The organism is Rhizobium sp. RHZ02 (assembly GCF_014851575.1).
Lineage (GTDB): Bacteria > Pseudomonadota > Alphaproteobacteria > Rhizobiales > Rhizobiaceae > Rhizobium > Rhizobium altiplani.
Genome location: NZ_JACUZX010000004.1, coordinates 283,406 through 299,758, shown reverse-complemented (window position 1 = coordinate 299,758; position 16,353 = coordinate 283,406). Strand labels below are relative to the sequence as shown.

17 protein-coding genes are annotated in these 16,353 nt (G+C 61.8%); 15 read left to right on the top strand and 2 right to left on the bottom strand.

What is annotated here, in order from left to right:
- The first annotated feature begins 3 nt into the window (after positions 1-3).
- From IB244_RS09175 to IB244_RS09145, 7 genes are all read left to right on the top strand, one after another.
- Positions 4-1,113 carry a carbon-phosphorus lyase complex subunit PhnI gene (locus tag IB244_RS09175; protein ID WP_192303989.1) on the top strand — a complete coding sequence of 370 codons (1,110 nt, stop codon included), beginning with the start codon at positions 4-6 and terminating at the stop codon, positions 1,111-1,113.
- Positions 1,110-1,991 carry an alpha-D-ribose 1-methylphosphonate 5-phosphate C-P-lyase PhnJ gene (locus tag IB244_RS09170; protein WP_192303987.1) on the top strand — a complete coding sequence of 294 codons (882 nt, stop codon included), beginning with the start codon at positions 1,110-1,112 and terminating at the stop codon, positions 1,989-1,991. The genes IB244_RS09175 and IB244_RS09170 overlap by 4 nt, the downstream gene beginning before the upstream one ends.
- The gene (phnK, locus tag IB244_RS09165; RefSeq protein WP_113160426.1) at positions 1,988-2,764 is read left to right on the top strand and encodes a phosphonate C-P lyase system protein PhnK; all 777 of its coding nucleotides are present in this window, start codon (positions 1,988-1,990) and stop codon (positions 2,762-2,764) included. Before IB244_RS09170 ends, phnK begins: the two co-directional genes overlap by 4 nt.
- A gap of 64 nt (positions 2,765-2,828) precedes the next feature.
- Positions 2,829-3,539, top strand: a complete 711-nt coding sequence (phnL, locus tag IB244_RS09160; protein WP_192303985.1) for a phosphonate C-P lyase system protein PhnL — start codon at positions 2,829-2,831, stop codon at positions 3,537-3,539.
- The gene (locus tag IB244_RS09155) at positions 3,536-4,153 is read left to right on the top strand and encodes a DapH/DapD/GlmU-related protein (RefSeq protein WP_192303983.1); all 618 of its coding nucleotides are present in this window, start codon (positions 3,536-3,538) and stop codon (positions 4,151-4,153) included. The genes phnL and IB244_RS09155 overlap by 4 nt, the downstream gene beginning before the upstream one ends.
- A gap of 355 nt (positions 4,154-4,508) precedes the next feature.
- Positions 4,509-4,910: a hypothetical protein gene (locus IB244_RS09150; RefSeq protein ID WP_018116731.1), complete on the top strand. Its 402-nt coding sequence runs from the start codon at positions 4,509-4,511 to the stop codon at positions 4,908-4,910.
- 78 nt (positions 4,911-4,988) lie between these two features.
- Complete coding sequence (locus IB244_RS09145) at positions 4,989-5,519, top strand: ribonuclease H (RefSeq protein ID WP_192303981.1); 531 nt, start codon at positions 4,989-4,991, stop codon at positions 5,517-5,519.
- A 153-nt stretch (positions 5,520-5,672) separates the two neighbouring features.
- Here the strand turns inward: IB244_RS09145 and IB244_RS09140 are convergent, their stop codons facing one another.
- Positions 5,673-5,885, bottom strand: coding sequence for a hypothetical protein (locus IB244_RS09140; RefSeq protein ID WP_016552344.1), 213 nt, complete (start codon positions 5,883-5,885; stop codon positions 5,673-5,675).
- Between the two features lie 262 nt (positions 5,886-6,147).
- Here IB244_RS09140 and phnC point away from each other — a divergent pair, with 262 nt between their 5' ends.
- The 8 genes from phnC to IB244_RS09100 all read left to right on the top strand — a co-directional run bounded on the left by phnC (position 6,148) and on the right by IB244_RS09100 (position 13,478).
- On the top strand, positions 6,148-6,993 hold the full coding sequence (gene phnC, locus IB244_RS09135; protein ID WP_018116733.1) for a phosphonate ABC transporter ATP-binding protein: 846 nt from the start codon (positions 6,148-6,150) through the stop codon (positions 6,991-6,993).
- Between the two features lie 88 nt (positions 6,994-7,081).
- Positions 7,082-7,987 carry a phosphonate ABC transporter substrate-binding protein gene (gene phnD / locus IB244_RS09130; RefSeq protein WP_018855261.1) on the top strand — a complete coding sequence of 302 codons (906 nt, stop codon included), beginning with the start codon at positions 7,082-7,084 and terminating at the stop codon, positions 7,985-7,987.
- Positions 7,988-8,057: 70 nt separating this feature from the next.
- Complete coding sequence (gene phnE / locus IB244_RS09125; RefSeq protein WP_113470507.1) at positions 8,058-9,029, top strand: phosphonate ABC transporter, permease protein PhnE; 972 nt, start codon at positions 8,058-8,060, stop codon at positions 9,027-9,029.
- Positions 9,030-9,037: 8 nt separating this feature from the next.
- Positions 9,038-10,378, top strand: a complete 1,341-nt coding sequence (gene phnE, locus IB244_RS09120) for a phosphonate ABC transporter, permease protein PhnE (protein WP_192303979.1) — start codon at positions 9,038-9,040, stop codon at positions 10,376-10,378.
- Between the two features lie 131 nt (positions 10,379-10,509).
- Entirely contained in the window at positions 10,510-11,205 is a 696-nt protein-coding gene (locus IB244_RS09115) for a DUF1045 domain-containing protein (RefSeq protein WP_192240640.1), read from the top strand.
- Between the two features lie 13 nt (positions 11,206-11,218).
- The gene (locus IB244_RS09110; RefSeq protein WP_192240639.1) at positions 11,219-12,358 is read left to right on the top strand and encodes an alpha-D-ribose 1-methylphosphonate 5-triphosphate diphosphatase; all 1,140 of its coding nucleotides are present in this window, start codon (positions 11,219-11,221) and stop codon (positions 12,356-12,358) included.
- Positions 12,355-12,954, top strand: a complete 600-nt coding sequence (phnN, locus tag IB244_RS09105) for a phosphonate metabolism protein/1,5-bisphosphokinase (PRPP-forming) PhnN (RefSeq protein ID WP_018855256.1) — start codon at positions 12,355-12,357, stop codon at positions 12,952-12,954. Before IB244_RS09110 ends, phnN begins: the two co-directional genes overlap by 4 nt.
- A 14-nt stretch (positions 12,955-12,968) precedes the next feature.
- Positions 12,969-13,478 (top strand): GrpB family protein, encoded by a 510-nt coding sequence (locus IB244_RS09100; protein ID WP_018855255.1) that lies wholly within the window; start codon positions 12,969-12,971, stop codon positions 13,476-13,478.
- Positions 13,479-13,912: 434 nt separating this feature from the next.
- On the opposite strand, the gene IB244_RS09095 is transcribed toward IB244_RS09100, so the two are convergent.
- Complete coding sequence (locus IB244_RS09095) at positions 13,913-16,261, bottom strand: DNA translocase FtsK (RefSeq protein ID WP_192303977.1); 2,349 nt, start codon at positions 16,259-16,261, stop codon at positions 13,913-13,915.
- Between the last annotated feature and the right edge of the window lie 92 nt (positions 16,262-16,353).

The following is a 16,353-nucleotide window of genomic DNA, read 5'->3' as shown; positions in this document are numbered from 1 at the left end:
CCCATGTATGTTGCTGTCAAAGGGGGCGAAGCCGCCATTGCCAACGCCCATCGCCTGTTGGCGGATCGCCGTCGCGGTGACCGTTCGTTGCCGGCTATCGGTATCGACCAGATCGTGGCGCAGCTGGCGCTGGCCGTCGACCGCGTCATGGCTGAAGCCTCGCTCTACGATCGTACGCTTGCAGCGCTTGCCGTCCGCCAGTCGCGCGGCGACATGATCGAAGCGATCTTCCTGCTTCGCGCCTATCGCACGACGCTGCCGCGCTTCGGCTATGGCAAGCCTGTTGATACCGCCCGCATGAAGATCGAGCGCCGCGTCTCCGCCACCTACAAGGATCTGCCCGGCGGCCAGCTACTCGGCCCGACCTTCGACTATACGCATCGCCTCCTCGATCCGTCGCTGCTGACCGACGAAGCCGTCGAAGAACCGACGCTTCGCGATGCAGAAACCGGCCGCGTCATGCGCGTTTCGGAAATCCTGGCGCAGGAAGGCCTGATCGAGGGCGATGGCGAAATGCCGGAGGATCACGAGATCGGCGACCTGACCCGCGAGCCGATGGAATTCCCGATGACCCGCGACCTGCGCCTCCAGGCGCTCGCCCGTGGCGACGAAGGTTTCCTGCTGGCGCTCGGCTATTCCACACAGCGCGGTTACGGCCGAAACCATCCCTTTACCGGCGAAATCCGCATCGGTGAGGTCGAGGTCGAATTCGATGTTCCCGAACTCGGCTTCGCCGTCTCGCTCGGCACCATCCAGGTGACGGAGTGCCAGATGGTTAACCAGTTCAAGGGTTCGTCCAAGGCGCCACCGCAGTTTACCCGCGGCTATGGCCTGGTCTTCGGCCAGAGCGAGCGCAAGGCGATGTCCATGTCGCTCGTCGATCGTGCGCTGCGCGCCGAAGAACTCGGCGAGGACATCACGGCTCCGGCACAGGACGAGGAATTCGTCATCTCGCATGCCGACAATGTGCAGTCGACCGGCTTCGTCGAACACCTGAAGTTGCCCCACTACGTCGACTTCCAGGCGGAACTAGATTTAGTTCGCCGCATGCGCAACGAATTCGAAGCCAACCGCATCGGCGGCGATGACACGATCAAGGAGGCTGCGGAATGACCGATCTAGCCAGCTACAATTTCGCCTACCTCGACGAACAGACGAAGCGCATGATCCGCCGCGCGATCTTGAAGGCGATCGCCATCCCCGGCTACCAGGTGCCCTTCGCCTCCCGCGAAATGCCAATGCCGTACGGCTGGGGCACCGGCGGCGTGCAGGTCACGGCCTCGATCGTCGGGCCGGATGACGTGCTGAAGGTCATCGACCAGGGCGCCGACGATACGACCAACGCCGTCTCGATCCGCGCCTTCTTCCAGAAGGTCGCAAGCGTGGCAGTGACGACGCATACCAAGGATGCAACGATCATCCAGACCCGCCACCGTATCCCGGAAGAAAAGCTCGCCGCCAACCAGGTGCTGGTCTACCAGGTTCCGATCCCGGAACCGCTGCGCTTCCTCGAGCCGCGCGAGACCGAAACCCGCAAGATGCACGCGCTTGAGGAATACGGTCTCATGCATGTGAAGCTCTATGAGGACATCGCGCATAACGGCCGCATCTCCAAGACCTATGCCTATCCGGTCAAGGTCGCCGGCCGCTACGTCATGGACCCGTCGCCGACGCCGAAGTTCGACAATCCGAAAATGCACATGTCGGACGCGCTGCAGCTCTTCGGGGCAGGGCGCGAGAAGCGCATCTATGCCGTTCCGCCCTATACCGAAGTCGTCAGCCTCGATTTCGACGACTATCCCTTCGAGATCCAGCGCTTCGGCAAGCCCTGTGCGCTCTGCGGCGCGGAAGAGGTCTATCTCGACGAGGTCATCCTCGATGACAAGGGCGGGCGCATGTTCGTCTGCTCCGACACTGACCATTGCGAAGATCGCCGCGCCCATGGGCATGCCGGCGAGATGTTGGCACCCAATCAGGAGGCCGCCGTATGAGCGACACCCCGCTTCTCAAAGTCAACGACGTCTCGAAGTTCTACGGCAACCGTATCGGCTGCCGGAAGGTCTCCTTCGAGCTCTGGCCCGGCGAAGTGCTCGCCATCGTCGGTGAATCCGGCTCAGGCAAGACGACGCTGCTCAATTGCATCTCGACGCGGTTGATGCCGACCGCCGGCAGCGTCGAATACCACATGCGCGACGGCGCCTATCGCGACCTCTACCGCATGAACGAGGCCGAGCGCCGCTTCCTGATGCGCACGGACTGGGGTTTCGTGCATCAGAATCCGGCTGACGGTCTGCGCATGACGGTGTCTGCGGGTGCCAATGTCGGCGAACGCCTGATGGCGATCGGCGACCGCCACTACGGCAACATCCGCTCCACAGCTATCGACTGGCTGCAGCGCGTCGAGATCGACGAAGGCCGTATCGATGACCAGCCGCGCGCCTTCTCCGGCGGCATGCGCCAGCGTCTGCAGATCGCCCGCAATCTGGTGACCGGCCCGCGTCTGGTGTTCATGGACGAGCCGACCGGCGGCCTCGACGTGTCGGTGCAGGCACGCTTGCTCGATCTCGTGCGTGGTCTCGTCAACGATCTAGGCCTTGCCGCGATCATCGTCACCCACGACCTCGCCGTCGCGCGCCTGCTGTCGCACCGCATGATGGTGATGAAGGATGGCCATGTCATCGAGCATGGGCTGACCGATCGCGTCCTCGACGATCCGCGCGAGCCATACACGCAGCTCCTCGTTTCCTCCATCCTGCAGGTCTGATCGCGAATGCTGTTCGGACTCCGGCTCCAGGTGTCCGTGGCAAGCGAAACTAAGGAAAGAAATCATGGCAACGCCACTCGTTGTTTCTGAAGTCGTCAAGGGCTTCACCATGCACCTGCGCGACGGCATCAAGCTGCCGGTCGTTTCGGACGTATCCTTTTCCGTGGCATCCGGGGAATGCGTGGTCCTCGGCGGCCCTTCGGGCATCGGCAAGAGCTCGCTCCTGAAGATGACCTATGGCAACTATGCCGTCGATAGCGGCCAGATCCTCATCAAGCATCATGACAAGATCGTCGATCTGGCGACCGCTGACCCGCGCACGATCATCGACGTTCGTCGCCACACACTCGGCTATGTCAGCCAGTTCCTGCGCACCGTGCCGCGTGTCGCGGCGATTGACGTTGTTGCCGAGCCGCTGGTCGCCCGCGGCGAGAAGGCGGAAACGGCGCGGGAGAAGGCGGCAAACCTTCTCTCGAAGCTGAACCTGCCGGAAGCGCTCTGGCAGCTCCCGCCCGCCACTTTCTCCGGCGGCGAGCAGCAGCGCGTCAACATCGCCCGCGGCTTCATCACCGAGCATACCGTCCTGCTCCTCGACGAGCCGACGGCCTCGCTCGACGCCAGGAACCGCGCCGTCGTCGTCGGCATGATCGAGGAAAAGAAGAAGGCGGGCGTCGCCCTTCTCGGCATCTTCCACGATGAGGAAGTGCGCGAGGCCGTCGCCGACCGCATTATCGACGTTCAGAAGTTCTCGCCGCGAAAGGCAATCGCCGCATGAGCCGCAGGATTGGCCTCGAGCCCTATTTCCATGAAACGGCATCCGTAAAGAACGCCACCTTCGGCCGCTTCACGGAGGTCTCGGAGCGTTGCCGCATCGAGGAAGTCGAGTTCGGCGACTATTCCTATGTCATGCAGGACGGCGCCATCTGGTGCGCGACGATCGGCAAGTTCGTCAACATCGCCGCCTCGGTGCGCATCAACGCCACCAACCACCCGACCTGGCGCGCAACGCTGCACCACTTCACCTATCGCGCCGCCGACTATTGGCCGGATGCCGATATGGAGACCGATTTCTTCGAATGGCGTCGCTCCAACCGCGTCGTCATCGGGCATGACGCCTGGATCGGCCACGGTGTGACCATCCTGCCCGGTGTTACGGTCGGCAATGGCGCGGTCATCGGCGCCGGTGCCGTCGTCTCCAAGGATGTTGCCCCTTACACCATCGTCGGCGGCGTCCCCGCCAGGCTGATCCGCGAACGCTTCCCGAAGGAGGTCGGCGAACGGATGGACAAGCTCGCCTGGTGGGATTGGGAGCACGACCGCCTGCGGGTCGCGCTGGCCGATTTCCGCGCGCTGAGCGCCGAAGATTTCCTCGCCCGCTACGAAGCATGATCGGGCGCCCCAGACTGGGGCGCTCATTCTGCCCGGAGCTTGACCGGCCCAAAATCGGCCGGCCGACCGCCGTTGCTCGCGGCACGCCTGGGTGCCTAAAACTTGCAGCCGACGAAGCATCGGCTCACCCCATTGTCACAATAGTCGCGCCTGTCTCTGCTAAGAAAGAACAGGAGACGACCCCTGTTTGCCGCAAGGATAACCACGCGTCTTGGGCGTGGATGAGCTTGCGTGAATGCCAATTCCTGTAAGAATCGGAAACACATTGTGACTAAGTCTTTACAAAAGCTACCCTTTTCCGACTTGTCTCGTAAACCTACTTCATGGATATTAGACTGGTCTTGAGGAAGTCATCATGATCAGAATGATTGAAGATCCGGCGGAATTGGCCGGCGAAGATATCACTGGTAAGTATATTCTGCGCAAGCTCAACTATCATTGGTTCGCCTACGGCAAGGCTGCGATCGTGACCGCCTGCAAGGGCACGATCCTGGAGCTTGATCGTGAGGAAACGGTCTATTCCGAGCATTGGGGCCGCCGCGCCTACACGGGAACCGGCAAGCGCTATCCGGGTGGTATCTGTCCGATATCGGCGGTCGCCTGCGTCTGCGATACGCCGGACGACGTAAATGCCGTCATCCAGCTCGATGTCGACGCGCAGGACGAGTTCTACCGGTTGATCGCCAAGACGGAAGCCAAGGTTCGCGCCCTTGCGTCTTCGTCAGAGAACACGGTGTTTCTGGCGGCTGCCGAATAGGTCTGGCGTTCCTGGTGGTTCGGTATAAGACCGAGCCTCCCGCGATCCGTCCTCGCGGATGGATTTCACAAGGCGCAAATGACCGACAACACCGACACCATTCTCTTTGCTGAAAATATTGGCTCCAGGCACGATCTCCACGTCTTCGCCGACGGTTGTTACGAACCCGATTCAGGGGAGGGCGGCTGGGCATTTGTGGTCTTTCGCGACGATGCCGAAGTCGCCTCCGGTTTTGGCTGCGTCAGGGACACCGCCAGCAATGCGACGGAACTGATCGCGCTGCTCGAAGCGGTGGCGTGGATCAACAGCAATGCGGCGGGGGAAACAGCCGTCATCTGGTCCGACTCCGTTTACGCCGTCAAAGGCTGCAATCACTGGCGCCACATCTGGAAGAACAACGGCTGGAAGAAGATAAGCGCCAACGCGAAGGTCCGAAGCCGCACCATCGCAAATCCGGATTTTTGGAAGGCGATAGACGCTCAACTCTCGCGCAATCGCCTGCTGACGATCGCCTGGTGCAAGGGCCATTCGGGCCTTGCCGGCAACGAGCGCGCGGATGAACTCGCCGAGCGCGGCCGCCTGTCACGGCGTGGCAAGGGTATCCGATGAAAGTTGACCCAAGTCGGCCCGCGCGCGGAAGTGCAGGTTTCCGATAGGCGCCGCCAGCACGTATATCGCTCGCAGCTGTCCGAAACGCCTTGAGGCAAGGTGGCTGCACGCGCCGCCGTCGCCGTTGCCGCAATCAACTCTTGGCTTCGGCCCTCACGCCCATGGGTTCTTCGCCAGCTGCCATTCACCGGTCTCGTCAGGTTCGACGCGCTTGTTGCCGCGGTAGAAGATCGGCAGTCCGGTCTTCTTGTCCATGGAAAAGCGGCTGGGCGTGAACTTCTCGTCCTCGTGTCCGCGGATGGCGAGAGCGAGGGCCTCTTTGAACTTCCCGTCTTTGCACAGGCTTTTGAAGAGTGTCTGGTCCATCGCTTTACTCCACTATCGTCGGGTCCCGGATTGCCTGCCATCGACTGGCGGTCCGGTCAACCGTCAATGGCGACAGGCCGGGGGTTGAAATCGCGAGGCGAGACGCCGACTGGCAGGCTCTTATCTTCAGGCAAACCGGCCGGGCTTCGTTATCCCCCAAAACTCGATTATGACAGTCCTTACATAAAACTGACATTGGAGCTTCATGAACCGGGACTAATGCACTCCCTCATATCGCATCTGGACTATGAGGAAGAGCATGATGTTCGAACTGAAGAATGTCACCCGCCGTTTCGGAAAGAAGACAGCTGTTGATTCCGTGACGCTCGACATTCCTCAGGGCCAGATGGTCGGCATTATCGGCCGTTCCGGCGCCGGTAAGTCCACGCTTCTGCGCATGATCAACCGCCTGCAGGAGCCGACGTCGGGCTCGATCCATTTCGCCGGCGTCGAGGTTTCCAGTCTCCGTGGCCAGGCGCTGCGCAACTGGCAGCGCGATTGCGCGATGATCTTCCAGCAGTTCAATCTCGTTCCGCGTCTCGACGTTCTGACCAACGTCATGCTCGGTCGTCTCAACCATCGTTCGACCACGATGAGCCTGCTCGGTCTTTTTAGCCGCGAAGAGCGCATCCACGCCATCGCTGCCCTTGAGCGTCTCGGCATCGAGCAGACGGCTTTGCAGATGGCCGGCACTCTGTCGGGCGGCCAGCAGCAGCGCGTGGCGATTGCCCGCGCCCTGATGCAGAACCCGAAGATGGTGCTCGCCGACGAGCCGATCGCCTCGCTCGACCCGCTCAATGCGAAGATCGTCATGGACGCGCTGCGCGATATCAACGAGCGCGAAGGCATCACCGTCATCACCAACCTTCATACGCTCGATACGGCCCGCAACTATTGCGAACGCATCGTCGGGATGGCCGCTGGCCGCGTCGTGTTCGATGGCAGGCCTTCCGAATTGACCGCCGATGCCGTCAAGCAGATCTACGGCACCGACAAGGATGGCGCCAGCATCGACGAGACGATGACCTCGACCTCGATCAACATTCCCGCGGCCGTTGCCGCCAATCAATCCGCCGGCTTGCAACCGCTGGCGCTGGCCGGTCTCTGAGAGGGGCGGCCTCGATCGTAAGCCCGCGTTATGGGCACCTTCTTCTAACCAGAGATCGCCGGGGACACCGGTCAATCAGGAGAGTACCATGTTGAAGAAAGCACTCTTTGCCGCGACGGCGCTGTTTGCGCTTGCCGGCGTCTCGCATGCCGCAGACCTCAAGGAATTCCGCGTCGGCATCCTCGGCGGCGAAAACGAAGCCGACCGCCTGCGCAACTACGCTTGCCTGGCTGACCACCTGAAGACCGAGTTCGGCTTCGAGAAGGTTTCGCTCTTCCCGGCTGCTGACTATGACGGCGTTATCCAGGGTCTGCTCGGCGGCACGCTCGACTTCGCGGAGCTCGGCGCTTCCGGCTACGCCGCCATCGCCATCAAGGACGACAAGGCCGTTACGCCGATCCTGACGACGGTTCAGAAGGACGGCTCGACGGGCTACCACTCGATCGGTCTCGCCCTGAAGTCATCCGGCATCAAGGACATCAAGGACGCAAAGGGCAAGAAGCTCGGCTACGCCGATCCGGACTCCACCTCGGGCTACCTGATCCCGCTGACGCAGATCCCGAAGGACACTGGCATGCCGAACGACCAGTACTTCGCGTCCACGCAGTTCAACGGCGGCCACGAGAACAACCTTCTCGCCGCTTACGACGGCAAGGTCGACATCGCTGTTGATGACTCCTCGGGCATCGGCGATTTCAAGGACGGCTACACCTCCGGCACCTTCCGCAAGGCCGTCGACAAGGGCACCGTAGACCCGAACAAGCTGGTTGAAGTCTGGCGTTCGCCGCTGATCCCGAACGGCCCGCTCGTCGTTCGCAACGAACTCGGCGCTGATTGGCAGGCCAAGCTCACCGACTTCTTCATGAAGCTCCCGGAAAAGGATGCCAAGTGCTTCGCAGCCATCGAAGGCGGCGACTACCAGGGCTACACCAAGGTTCAGGCTGACTTCTACAACGCCATCATCGACGCTCGTAAGGCTGCCATCGGCGGTTGATCAATCCTGACAGTTGGAGGGCGGCCGTCACAAGCCGCCCTTTTTCCTGCGAAGAAAGCGGACACCCTTCATGACTTTTGCCGATCCCAACGCCCAAGCGCCCGCCGTCCAGCAAAGCGCAAGTGAAATCGGTGACGCCTGGAGCAAGATGGTGGCCCGCCGTCGACTCTATACCGGTCTCGGGCTGGTGATCCTGCTGGCTGCCTTTGTCGCCTCGGTACGGTTCGCAGACGAAAGCAATGCCGGCCATTTCTTCGAACGCCTGCCGCATCTCTTCGATTTTCTGAGCTGGCTCATTCCCAAGGATTGGAATGACGTCTGGCGCGCCCTGTTCGATGTCGCAAGCCCGATCCAGAAGACCGGCGAGGAGTACAATTTCGCCGAGGGTCGCGTCTATGTCTGGGGCGATTTCTATATTCCCGAATATTTCCATTTGATGATCATCACGATCAACGTCGCGCTGGTCTCGACTCTCATCGGCTTCATCTTCGCCGTGCCGCTGAGCTTTCTCGTGGCCCGCAATCTGGCACCATCCAATCCGCTTCGCATCGTCGCCAAGCGTCTGACGGAATTCCTGCGTGCCTTCCCCGAGATCGTCATCGCCGGCCTGTTTTCGGCCATCCTATCGATCGGTCCGGTTGCCGCGATCATCGCGGTCAGCCTGCACACTATCGGGGCGCTCGGCAAACTCTTCTATGAGGTCGTCGAAAACATCGACATGAAGCCGGATGAAGGCATGAAAGCCGTCGGTGCCAGCTGGTCGGAGCGCGTCCGCTTCGCCGCGATGCCGCAGGTCATGCCGAACTTCGTCTCCTACGCACTGCTGCGCCTCGAGATCAACGTCCGCGCCTCCACCATCATCGGTGCCGTCGGCGGCGGCGGTATCGGCGAGGAGCTGAAGCTCTCCATCTCGCGTGGATTCGGCGCCAAGACGATGGCGCTCGTTCTCCTGCTTTTCATCACAATCGTTGCGGTCGACCAGTTCTCCGCATGGCTGCGCCGCCGCCTCGTCGGCGAGCACGCCTTCCTTTTGCAGCATTGAGGTCCGCCATGACGGTGATCGACGCCAACCGGATGCACGAGATCGAGCAGCGCTATCCGGAATATTTCAAGCGGTCCTTCAAGCAGCGCTTCGGCGGCCTGATGATCGTGATCGCGACTCTCGTCTATGCGCTTTACGCGACCTGGTTCTTCGACCTGCCGAAGCTGCTTGCCGAAGCTCACTGGGAGCGCGTCGGCCTCTATCTCAGCCAGTGGGTCAGCTATGACGTGCAGCCGGAGTTCCGCATCGGTGATGATGGCATCACGGTCAAGTATCCGCGCTTCTCGCCGCTCGGCGACGATCCGCATCCCGACTGGGTTGTGAACAATTCCGATGGCAGCGTCACAGCCTCCGTCATGGGCACAAGCCGCACAGTCACGATCTCCAGCAAGGAAACGGTTCTCACGGCTCATGGCATCAGCGTGCCGGTGGACGTCTCCAGCGGCGCCCCGAAGGTCGTCGGCCCGGTCCCTGCCTGGATGACGGTCTACGATGACAACGTTCTTGCCGATCTCGGATTTGCCGGCGATGTCAGCATCTCGGTCGATCGCGTGAAAGTCCGCAAGCGCTTCCTCGGTTGGGCGAATTTCGTCTTCGACACGCAGTCGCCGTTCTTCGACAAGCCGGCGACCGAGGTTATCAGCCTGATCGTTTCGGGTCCGGACCTGAAGCCCGGCCAGTCCAACCTGTCGCTTGCCTTCGATAATATCTGGCACAACAGCGCCTGGCAGCACGGCGACGTCTGGACCAAGCTGTTCCAGACCATCGTGATGGCCTTTTTGGGAACGCTGCTCGGCGCGTCGCTTGCTTTCCCGCTGGCCTTTCTGGCTGCGCGCAATATCACCCCGAACAAGGTCCTGAACCAGGTCCTGAAGCGGTTCTTTGATTTCCTGCGCTCTGTCGACATGTTGATCTGGGCGCTCTTTCTGACCCGCGCCTTCGGTCCCGGTCCCTTGGCCGGCTCCGGCGCGATTTTCCTCACGGAAACGGGCACGCTCGGCAAGCTCTATTCCGAGGGTCTGGAAAACGTCGACAACAAGCCGCGCGAAGGCATCAAGTCGACCGGTGCCTCCACCGTGCTCACCCATCGCTACGGCATCATCCCGCAGATCGTCCCGGTCTTCGTCAGCCAGACGCTCTACCAGTGGGAATCGAACGTACGCGGCGCAACGATCATCGGCGCGGTTGGCGCTGGCGGCATCGGTCTCAAGCTGTGGGAAGCGATGCGCACCAACGCGAACTGGGAAAACGTCGCCTACATGGTGCTGCTGATCCTGATCGTCGTGTTCCTCTTCGACATGGCGTCGAACGCCCTGCGTCACCGTCTGATGGGGACCAAGGCCCACTGAAAAAAGCGCGGGATCGTTCAGGACCATCATCATTCTGTCACGGAAATCTTTTAGCCGGAAGCCAGCTTGCGGTCGTGGTCAAATCACTGAAGACTGCGACCGCATTCCGAGCGATTCCCAGGATACGAGCCTTGCGCTACGCACTCTATTTCACACCGCCGAAGGATGACCCCTTGAACGGCACGGCCGCGCTCTGGCTCGGCCGCGATGCCTTCACCGGTGAAATTTATCCGGCTCCCGATTGTCCGGACCTGCCAGCCGCCGAGCAGTTCGAACTGACAGCCGATCCTCGCCGCTACGCTTTCCACGCGACGATCAAGGCACCGTTCCATCTGGCCGCCTCCGTCACCGAAAAGGACCTGATCCAGGTGGTCGAGGATTTCGCCGCCCGCACGTCCGCCTTCGACATTCCCGAGCTGGTGCTTGGGCAGTTGGGTAAATTCTTTGCGCTGGTGCCCGCTTTTCTGCATCCGCCGCTTCAGGATTTCGCCGCCACGGTGGTAAAATCCTTCGAACCGTTTCGCGCCGCGTTGTCGGATGCGGATATAGCGCGCCGCAACCCGGAGAAACTGAGCGAAAGCCAGAGGGCCAATCTGTTGCGCTGGGGCTATCCCTATGTGATGGATGATTTCGGGTTCCACATGACGCTGACCGGCCAGGTGCCGCAGGAGCGTGCAGGCGTGATGAAGGCCATTCTGGCGGAGCGTTTCGCCGCCTTTATCGGCCGCCCGCTCCCCATTTGCGGCCTTGCCGTTTTCGTCGAGGAGGCGCGGGGCGCGCCGTTCAAAGCCCATTCCTGGTGGCCGCTCGCCGGCGCTAAAAATTGAAAGACCATATTCGATGACCAAAGAAACAGTCTTCTCAAATGCCCGCATCGTTCTCGAGAATGAGATCGTTGAAGGATCGGTCCTCGTCCGCGATGGCAAGATCGCCGATATCTCGACGGGCAGTTCCCGCGTCGGTGAGGATTTCGAAGGCGATTATCTGATCCCGGGTCTCGTCGAACTGCACACCGACCATCTGGAAGGTCACTATTCGCCGCGCCCCGGCCTGCGTTGGCACAAGACGGCGGCAATCCAGGCGCACGACGCACAGATCGTCACCTCAGGCATCACCACGGTTTTCGACTGCCTGCGCATGGGCGCCGACGAGGACGGCGGCTTCGAACATGGCGAGATGCGCGAAATGGCCGATGCGATCCAGAAGGCCGAGCAGGAGGGCCGCCTGCGTGCAGAGCACCTGCTTCACCTGCGCTGCGAGGTCTCCGCCGACAACGTGCTGCAGCACTTCGCCGATTTCGAGAACGATCCCTATGTCCGTCTTGTCTCGCTGATGGACCACGCGCCCGGCCAGCGGCAGTTCCAGACGATGGACCAGTACATCTTCTACTACCAGAAGAAGCGCGGTCTCTCCGATGCGGAGTTCGCCAAGTTCGTTGATCGTCGCGTGTCCGAATCTGACCGCAATTCCACGCCGCACCGCACGGCCATTTCCAAGGTCTGCGCCGAGCGCGGCATCACCGTCGCCAGCCACGACGACGCGACGCTCGCCCATGTCGACGAAGCCATCGAGAACGGCGTACGCCTCGCCGAATTCCCGACCAGCTTCGACGCCGCCAAGGCGTCGCACGAGCATGGCATGAGCGTGCTGATGGGCGCCCCGAACATCGTGCGCGGCAAGTCGCATTCCGGCAATATCGCCGCCCGCGATCTCGCCGAACGCGGCGTGCTCGACGTTCTGTCCTCTGATTACGTCCCGCTCAGCCTGCTCTACGCACCCTTCCTGATTGCCGACGAGGTGGAGTGCATTTCGCTGCCGAAGGCGATCGCCATGGTCACCGCGACGCCAGCTCGCACGGTTAGCCTCAACGACCGCGGCCGCATCGCCACTGGCCTGCGCGCCGATCTCGTCCGCGTTTTCCGTGATCACGGCGTGCCGGTCACCCGTGCTGTTTGGCGTGAAGGGCGCCGTGTCGCATGAACCCGTCGCACGAACCTCACATCGTTCCAGGTACCGAGCACGGCATCATGGTCGTCGTCGTCGGCCCGAGTGGCGCCGGCAAGGACACGCTGATGGCGCTCGCCGCCAAGCACTTTCGGGGTCGTCCTGAGGTGCATTTCGTCCGACGCGTCATTACTCGCCACACCCATGCCGGCGGCGAGCAGCATCTCGCCGTGTCCGACCAGGGCTTTGCGTCGATGGAGCAGGCCGGGAGCTTCGCGGTCTGGTGGGAAGCGCACGGCTTGAAATATGGCATTCCAGCTGAAGTGTCGGTGTCGCTCGCGCAGGGAAATCTGGTCATCGCCAATGGCTCGCGCTCGGCGCTTCACCATTTCAAGGCTGTTTTCCCGCGGCTCAAGGTCATCAATGTGACGGCGACTGCCGAGGTTCTGGCAAGCCGACTCGAGGCGCGCGGTCGCGAGACGCATGAAGACATCATGGCGCGGCTCGCCCGCGGCCCGCTGACGGTGCGTGGCGACTACGACGTGACCGACGTCGATAACAGCGGCTCGCTTGAAGACGGCGAGCGCAGGATCGTGGATGCGCTGAACCGCTTCCTCACCGAAGTGGCTTAGGATCGGGAGGTACGATGGCAATCGTTGTCGTTCCTTACGATCCCGAGTGGCCACGGCTTTTCAACGAGGTCAAAGCAGAGCTGCAGCCGGTGCTATCCGACTTGGCACCGGTGTTTCATCATGTCGGCAGCACATCGGTTCCGGGCCTTGCCGCGAAGCCCAAGATCGATCTGCACGCTGCTTTCCGCAACGAGGATGGGCTGCTGACCGCGATCGAGCGGGTAAAAGGCCTCTCCGTCTACGCGTTTCACGGTGACAAATACAACGACCAGAGCTGGACCTTCACCTGCGGCAAGGGCTCCTATGGCGCGCGGCTCTATCTCTGTTCATCCGATAACCGTGTGCTCCGCGATCGCATCGTTTTCCGCGATTACTTGCGGGCGCATCCCCAGCGGGCGCAAGCATACGCGGCGCTGAAGCTTCGCCTGATGAGCGAGGCGAACGACGATTGGGCCTATTACACAGGCGGCAAGACCGACTTCGTACGCGAGACCTTACGTCTCGCGGCTGGCGAAGTGGACTGATGTCACGGCGCAATTTTGTTGTGCGTGGAAAAAATCGAATGAACTTTCAGTGATTTGGACGAACGGATCTTCCCCGTCGATCCCCGCGCCAACGATCTGGCGCACATTGATGACGTCATTGGACAGGGAGCCGGGTCGCGAGCCGGATCTGACAAAACGGGTTGAAAGTCCAGCGTTCGATGATGTTTGCAGGAGGAGGATCGCAGGCGTCAGGACCGGCGATCAACCGCAACGGAAAGGCCGAGAGACGCTCCTGTCGGCCTGGAAGCGCGGGGACCTCGATGCAATCGGGCAGGCGGTACCGCCTGACAACCCACATAGACCACAACCGCTGCCTGCCCATTCCCAGCCAGGCCAAGCCGTACCGGAGCATTCTCCGGCGCGGACATTACTGCTGGCAGCGGCACCCCTTGTGGGATGCCGCTGCCACTGCGTTATTCGCCTTCGCCGCGTCCAGCGACGATCTCGCGCTTGCCGACATGATTTGCCGGGCCGACGAGACCTTCCTTCTCCATGCGCTCGACGAGCGAAGCCGCACGGTTGTAGCCGATGCCGAGCCGGCGCTGGATGTAGGAGGTCGAGCACTTCTTGTCGCGCATCACGACCTTGACCGCCTGCTGGTAAAGCTCGTCGCCGTCTTCGGAGCCCATGGCGCTCTTGTCGAAGACTGCGCTGTCCTCTTCTTCCCCGTCCTCTTCTTCCTCGTCAGCGGTGACGGTGTCGAGATATTCCGGCCGACCCTGCGTCTTCAGATGCGCGACGACCTTCTCGACTTCGGCATCGGAAACGAACGGTCCGTGCACGCGCGAAATCCGCCCGCCGCCCTGCATGTGCAGCATATCACCCTGGCCGAGCAGTTGTTCCGCGCCCTGTTCGCCAAGAATAGTGCGGCTGTCGATCTTCGACGTCACCTGGAAGGAGATACGGGTCGGGAAGTTCGCCTTGATCGTGCCGGTGATGACGTCGACCGACGGGCGCTGCGTCGCCATGATCAGGTGGATACCGGCAGCACGCGCCATCTGCGCCAGGCGCTGGATCGCCCCTTCGATTTCCTTGCCGGCGACCATCATCAGGTCGGCCATTTCGTCAACGATGACGACGATATAGGGCATCGGCGTCAGGTCCATCTCCTGGCTCTCCTCGATCGGAGCGCCCGTGCTTCTGTCGAAGCCGGTCTGGACCATGACATGGATGGTCTCGCCCTTGTCGCGCGCCTGCGCCACGCGGCTGTTGTAGCCGTCGATGTTGCGCACGCCGAGGCGTGACATCTTGCGATACCGATCCTCCATCTCGCGCACCGCCCACTTCAGCGCCATGACGGCCTTCTTGGGGTCGGTGACGACGGGCGTCAAAAGGTGCGGGATGCCGTCATAGACGGAGAGTTCCAGCATCTTCGGATCGACCATGATCAGGCGGCACTGCTCGGGCGACATCCGGTAAAGCAGCGACAGGATCATGGTGTTGATGGCGACCGACTTACCCGAACCGGTGGTGCCGGCAACGAGCAGGTGGGGCATCTTTGCGAGCTCGGCGATGACGGGTTCGCCGCCGATCGTCTTGCCGAGGCCGAGCGCCAGCTTGTAGCCGCTCTTCTCGAAATCCTGGCTTTCGATCATCTCACGGAAGTAGACGGTCTCGCGCAGCGCGTTCGGCAATTCGATACCGATGACGTTGCGGCCGGGAACCACGGCGACACGCGCCGACAGGGCCGACATCGAGCGGGCAATATCGTCGGCGAGGCCGATGACGCGGGAAGACTTGACGCCCGGTGCCGGCTCGAACTCGTAAAGCGTGACAACAGGGCCGGGGCGGACATGGATGATCTCGCCCTTGATGCCGAAATCCTCGAGAACACTTTCCAGAAGGCCGGCATTCTGCTCCAGCGTCTCCTGCGACATGATCTCGCCGACACGTTCAGGCGGCTCCTGCAGCAGCGAATGCGACGGGAATTCGTAGCCTGAGGCATCGACCCTCGAGGCGACGACCTTCGGTGCGGCAAAACGCGGTGCCGGTGCGAGCGGCTGCGGCGCCAAAGCGCGAACTGGCAGCGGAGCGATAGGCTGCACTTTCGGCTCGACTTGCGCCGCTTCTTCCACGCGGCTGTGTTCGGTCGCGACCGGGTTTTGCGCGGCGCGGCCACGCGTCAAACCGGGAGAAGGCGCGACAGCGGCTGGGGCGACCGGCTGAGGCACCGAAGCTACGGCCATTGCGGGCTGTTGCCGACCAGGCCGCCACTCCATGACGCGGAACCGGCTGATGATCGATTCGGGGCTAACCTCTGCCTTCGGCAGGGAGACCGGCGGCAACAGGATCGGTTCGGCCGCCGCTTCCTCGAAGGCCATGACCTCCCAGAATGCGAAGTCCGAGATGGCAGCCAGTTCCGTGGATGCGCGGACAACGGTGTGAGTCTCGGGCTCGACCGACATCAACGGCAATGCGGTGGCAGTCGGCTGCACCTCGATCGCCGGCGCGATCTCCGCTTCGTAGACCTCGACCGGAGCGTTCGCGACAACAGGTGCCTGCTGTTCCACGCTCGCGCCGATTTCCGCCGCAACGCGTTCCTGCAGCGCAAGCGGCGGCGTGCGAAAGGGCGGCGCCGGTACGCGCTTCGGATTGATCAGATTCTCGGGCGTGCGGGTGAACCGCACATTCGGAGCCAGTGAAAAATTGCTCTGCCAGATTGGTGCCGTAGGCTTCTCGCCTGCGTGTTCCTGCAGCTGTTCACCTTCGACTTCCGCGGAAATCTCCTCGGCCCCTGTCAGATTGGTTCTCGGAAAGCGCATACGACCGCTACTCACTCATGATTAGCAACTAATATCGGCTTTCGAATTAGGAAATGAAGGTTAATAAGTTCCTTCCATCCGCGCGGTCATTC

Excerpts from the sequence above, each read along its gene's own strand:
- IB244_RS09175 (WP_192303989.1), top strand. The coding sequence starts at position 4 with ATGTATGTTGCTGTCAAAGGGGGCGAAGCCGCCATTGCCAACGCCCAT.
- IB244_RS09170 (WP_192303987.1), top strand. The coding sequence starts at position 1,110 with ATGACCGATCTAGCCAGCTACAATTTCGCCTACCTCGACGAACAGACG.
- phnK (WP_113160426.1), top strand. The coding sequence starts at position 1,988 with ATGAGCGACACCCCGCTTCTCAAAGTCAACGACGTCTCGAAGTTCTAC.
- phnL (WP_192303985.1), top strand. The coding sequence starts at position 2,829 with ATGGCAACGCCACTCGTTGTTTCTGAAGTCGTCAAGGGCTTCACCATG.
- IB244_RS09155 (WP_192303983.1), top strand. The coding sequence starts at position 3,536 with ATGAGCCGCAGGATTGGCCTCGAGCCCTATTTCCATGAAACGGCATCC.
- IB244_RS09150 (WP_018116731.1), top strand. The coding sequence starts at position 4,509 with ATGATCAGAATGATTGAAGATCCGGCGGAATTGGCCGGCGAAGATATC.
- IB244_RS09145 (WP_192303981.1), top strand. The coding sequence starts at position 4,989 with ATGACCGACAACACCGACACCATTCTCTTTGCTGAAAATATTGGCTCC.
- IB244_RS09140 (WP_016552344.1), bottom strand. The coding sequence starts at position 5,885 with ATGGACCAGACACTCTTCAAAAGCCTGTGCAAAGACGGGAAGTTCAAA.
- phnC (WP_018116733.1), top strand. The coding sequence starts at position 6,148 with ATGTTCGAACTGAAGAATGTCACCCGCCGTTTCGGAAAGAAGACAGCT.
- phnD (WP_018855261.1), top strand. The coding sequence starts at position 7,082 with ATGTTGAAGAAAGCACTCTTTGCCGCGACGGCGCTGTTTGCGCTTGCC.
- phnE (WP_113470507.1), top strand. The coding sequence starts at position 8,058 with ATGACTTTTGCCGATCCCAACGCCCAAGCGCCCGCCGTCCAGCAAAGC.
- phnE (WP_192303979.1), top strand. The coding sequence starts at position 9,038 with ATGACGGTGATCGACGCCAACCGGATGCACGAGATCGAGCAGCGCTAT.
- IB244_RS09110 (WP_192240639.1), top strand. The coding sequence starts at position 11,219 with ATGACCAAAGAAACAGTCTTCTCAAATGCCCGCATCGTTCTCGAGAAT.
- phnN (WP_018855256.1), top strand. The coding sequence starts at position 12,355 with ATGAACCCGTCGCACGAACCTCACATCGTTCCAGGTACCGAGCACGGC.
- IB244_RS09100 (WP_018855255.1), top strand. The coding sequence starts at position 12,969 with ATGGCAATCGTTGTCGTTCCTTACGATCCCGAGTGGCCACGGCTTTTC.
- IB244_RS09095 (WP_192303977.1), bottom strand. The coding sequence starts at position 16,261 with ATGCGCTTTCCGAGAACCAATCTGACAGGGGCCGAGGAGATTTCCGCG.